This window comes from Paractinoplanes toevensis (assembly GCF_018332695.1).
GTDB classification, from domain to species: Bacteria; Actinomycetota; Actinomycetes; order Mycobacteriales; family Micromonosporaceae; genus Actinoplanes; species Actinoplanes toevensis.
This window is the reverse complement of sequence record NZ_BOQN01000045.1, coordinates 1-3428: the sequence shown is the minus strand read 5'-3', so window position 1 is coordinate 3428 and position 3428 is coordinate 1. Positions and strand designations below refer to the sequence as shown.

Genomic DNA, 3428 nt, shown 5'->3' with positions numbered 1-3428 from the left:
GACACAGAGGGGTGCCAGATCAGTGAACTCCGAACCAGACTTTCCACCGAGTCTGCCGACAGCCAAGCGATGCCCCAGAGCGACCTGAAAGCGACACGCTTTCGCGGACCGGCAGCGGGCCAACCATGCCGCCGCCTGATCACCCCCACGACAACCGGGTAGTCGAACACGCGATCCGCGCGTGATCCACGCGTGATCCACGACCCTGGCGTGGACCGGTACTGCCCGGCAAAGGCCGACACCACTTCTCTTAATCCGCGGGTTGTAGGTTCAAGTCCTACGCGGCGCACCAAGCATCACCAGGGCGTATAGCTATTCGGCTATGCGCCCTTGATCTTTGTGGGACGTCGGTGGGACGTCGGTGGGCGCCGCCGTTTCACACCGGTGTGCCCGTTGGAGCGCCTGTTCACGGGCCTTCTTGGCTCGAAGGTCTCGGCTGGGCCAGCGGATTTCCTCAGGCTGCCTTCCCGCCGGTAGCGATGACCCGGGTTACGGGCCGCGGCGGCCAGGACCAGCCGGGCGGTCGCTTCGGCCGCGTGCGCGAGCAGGTCGATCAGGACGCTGGTGTAAGTGTCGGCGGTCAGCACGATGCTGCTGTGCCCAAGCTGCGCCTGCACCGTCTTCAGGTCGACGCCGGCACTATGCGTGAGACTCGCCGCGCCGTGGCGCAGGTCGTGCAGCCGGACCGGCGGCAGCTCGGACTCGCCGACCAGGCGCCGGAACCGGCGGGTCAGGAAATCAGGGTTCAACGGCGCCCCATCCTCCGCGGTGAACACATAGCCGGACTCCCCCCAACACTCCCCCACCGCCTTCTGCTCGGCGCGTTGCCGACGACGATGCTCACGCAGCAGCCGCACCGTGTGCCGATCCAGCGCGACCACACGCCGGCTGGCGGCACTCTTCGGCGGCCCAACCGTGATCATCTGGCCGTTGGCGATCCGCTGCTGCTCGATCATCGCCACCCCCGCATCCAAGTCGACGTCGGCCCAGCGCAACCCGGCCGCCTCGCCGCGTCGCAGGCCGCGTAACGCGATCAGCCACCACATGACAGCGAGGCGGTCGCTCACAACGAAGGCGAGGAAGGTTGCGGTCTGCTCGGTGGTCCACACCGCCACCGCCGGCCGCTCGCCAGTCTCCTGCCACGCCCGCACCCGCTGCCGTCCAGACCAGGGCATGCGGGCGGCACGGTGACGGCACCTCGACGTAGCGAGCCGGGTTATCTCGCAGCAGGCCCTCGCGGACCGCTGCGTTCAACGCCGACCGCAGGGTCGCCCGGATCCGATGCAAGGTCGACGGGGTCGGCGTGCGGCCGTACCGGTTCGTGGCCGCACCGATCGCGACGATCATGTCAGTAATGTGCCGGCCCGCGAGCTCACTGAGCCGGACCCGGCCCAGATGCGGAATCAAATGCCGCTCGACGTGGATCTCGTACGAGCGCAGGGTGGTCGGGCGGATCTTCGTCCGGGTGGTCAGCCAGTACCGCAGCCACCGCTCGACGGTCCAGCCCTCAGCCGTCGCGGTATCACCGTCACCCAGCAGTGCGTCGCGGGCCGCGATCGCCTCACGCCGTGTGGGGTAACCACCGCGGCGCAGCCGTTCCCGCCGACCAGGCAAGACCGGCACGGCACAGTCGAAATACCAAGATCCGTGCCTTCGATCAGGTAGGCGAGGACAGGCCGAGCTCAGGAGCCGCCCCGTCTCCATCGACCGGCATCCACACCGTTTGAACACTCCGCCAGAACTCATCGTGTGCCACCTCTCGCCCAGTTACCTCCACCATGTGCATAGGCACAGAAGCGCGGCTGTCCCCCATTCGAGTGCTGCGACGGCTGCGGGCACATCCTCGCCAGCGAACTGGCGGCTTTTGCACGTGCTGCATCATCGCTGTCGAGGTGACTAATAGTCCCCGAGAGGACACTTAGGGTGGGCGCATGGCTTCGAAGGTGTTCCATGTCCCGTCCGGCACGGAACTGGATCTACGACGACCCGACCTCGGACATCCGTCCGCACAGGAGCTGTGGGACCAGCTCTACGGCAAGGTCAGCCAGGGCGTTCTGGAATGCATCGGATTTCACCGAGGCAACTGCCAGGACGGCTGTACCAGATGGATGTACCTCAAGCAGCATCCCGTCACCGGCCGCTGGTACGCCGTCCACCTCAACCCCGGCGATTCGCAATGGGCGCCCGAAAGCAACGAGCACAAAGCGTTGAAAGAACGTATCGCTCGCGCAGCGGCAGCCGGCGGCTTCGAAGCCACGATCGAAGACCGATCCCCTGACGGAAGGCGCCGCACCGACGTTCTCGTACACGGCGACGACGTCCTCCTCGGCTGTGAACCGCAACTGTCGCCGATCAGCGTCTCGACCGTGCGGCGTAGGTCAGGCATCGCCGAAACCGATGGCATCACCCCTCTCTGGACAACCACCAGTCGCACCGCCAGCGTCATCGACCAAGCCCCCTGGGCCCGCATAGATCGCATGGAATGGCGCCAGTACCTCGAACCCGGCTACGAACTACCCGTACGCGGTGGCATACGAGCGTTAACCACCGTGCGGTGTACCCCCGGAACCTCGTGCAACGACCGCAAACTCGGCAGGCCATGCTCCGGCTGGAACCACCAGTTCGAACCGCGGGAACTACCCCGGTTCGACGACCTCATCGTCCGCGCCGCCAGCACCGACCTAAGACCCGTCAAGCAGCAAATCTCGCGCGGACGTGCGTACTGGTTCTGGGCACCATCGGCCGACATCACCCAAGTCGAGACCAAGCCCGGCCAAGCGCGCACCGTCACGCTCGGGCCCATCGCCACCCCGGTCGATCACCCACTACCCGCACCAGAAGACCGCGACGACGACGAAGCCTGCCGCTACGGCGAGGACACGTTCACGACCTGGAATTCCAAAAACCGCGAATCGGACGCCATCATCCCCGTCCAGCGCACCCAACCGCCTGCCAGCCGCATAGTCCTGGACTGGAGCAACCCTGCCCACGTGCTGCCGTACCAGAAGCCATGCAGGCTCTGCGGAAGCCTCACCCTCCTCGCTGATGAGCGAGGACGGCCGTACCACAAAGTCTGCGCGGAAAACGTACGCAGTCAGCAACGGTGATCTTCTGGCGCCCCAAACCCGGACTGGCCACGCACCCGGCCCATGAAAGTGCGCACGGACGAGCAGATCCAGTTGTCTATAGCAACTGATCCATCGCGTTGTAAGCGGCTTGGAGCCGTTCGGTCACGTCGACCGCACCGGCGATCCCGCTACGGAGCTGGCCCACCGAGATTCGATGTCCGGCGACCCAGGAACTCTCCCTGGCGACGGCCTTCACCTCCTCGACGGGGACCTCGACAGCAAGATCGACGTCATACGTCACGCTGTTCAAGACAACAAAGACACAGGCGTCAAAGCCCCAGTGAGCTTCCCCCGGTTTGC

2 protein-coding genes and 2 pseudogenes are annotated in these 3428 nt (G+C 65.8%); 1 reads left to right on the top strand and 3 read right to left on the bottom strand.

Going from position 1 to position 3428, the window contains the following annotated elements; genetic code table 11:
- Positions 1-320: 320 nt before the first annotated feature.
- Entirely contained in the window at positions 321-1115 is a 795-nt protein-coding gene (locus Ato02nite_RS15530; protein WP_246607010.1) for a site-specific integrase, read from the bottom strand.
- A 289-nt stretch (positions 1116-1404) separates the two neighbouring features.
- Positions 1405-1704: pseudogene (locus Ato02nite_RS52985) on the bottom strand (site-specific integrase); the annotation flags it as partial.
- A gap of 227 nt (positions 1705-1931) precedes the next feature.
- On the opposite strand from Ato02nite_RS52985, the gene Ato02nite_RS15520 reads away from it, so the two are divergent.
- Positions 1932-3107: a competence protein CoiA family protein gene (locus Ato02nite_RS15520; RefSeq protein WP_213007223.1), complete on the top strand. Its 1176-nt coding sequence runs from the start codon at positions 1932-1934 to the stop codon at positions 3105-3107.
- A gap of 76 nt (positions 3108-3183) precedes the next feature.
- Here Ato02nite_RS15520 and Ato02nite_RS15515 read toward each other — a convergent pair.
- Positions 3184-3428: pseudogene (locus Ato02nite_RS15515) on the bottom strand (hypothetical protein); the annotation flags it as partial.

Bases quoted from the DNA above. Each gene is read 5' to 3' on its own strand.
- Ato02nite_RS15520 (WP_213007223.1), top strand. From the start codon at position 1,932: ATGGCTTCGAAGGTGTTCCATGTCCCGTCCGGCACGGAACTGGATCTA.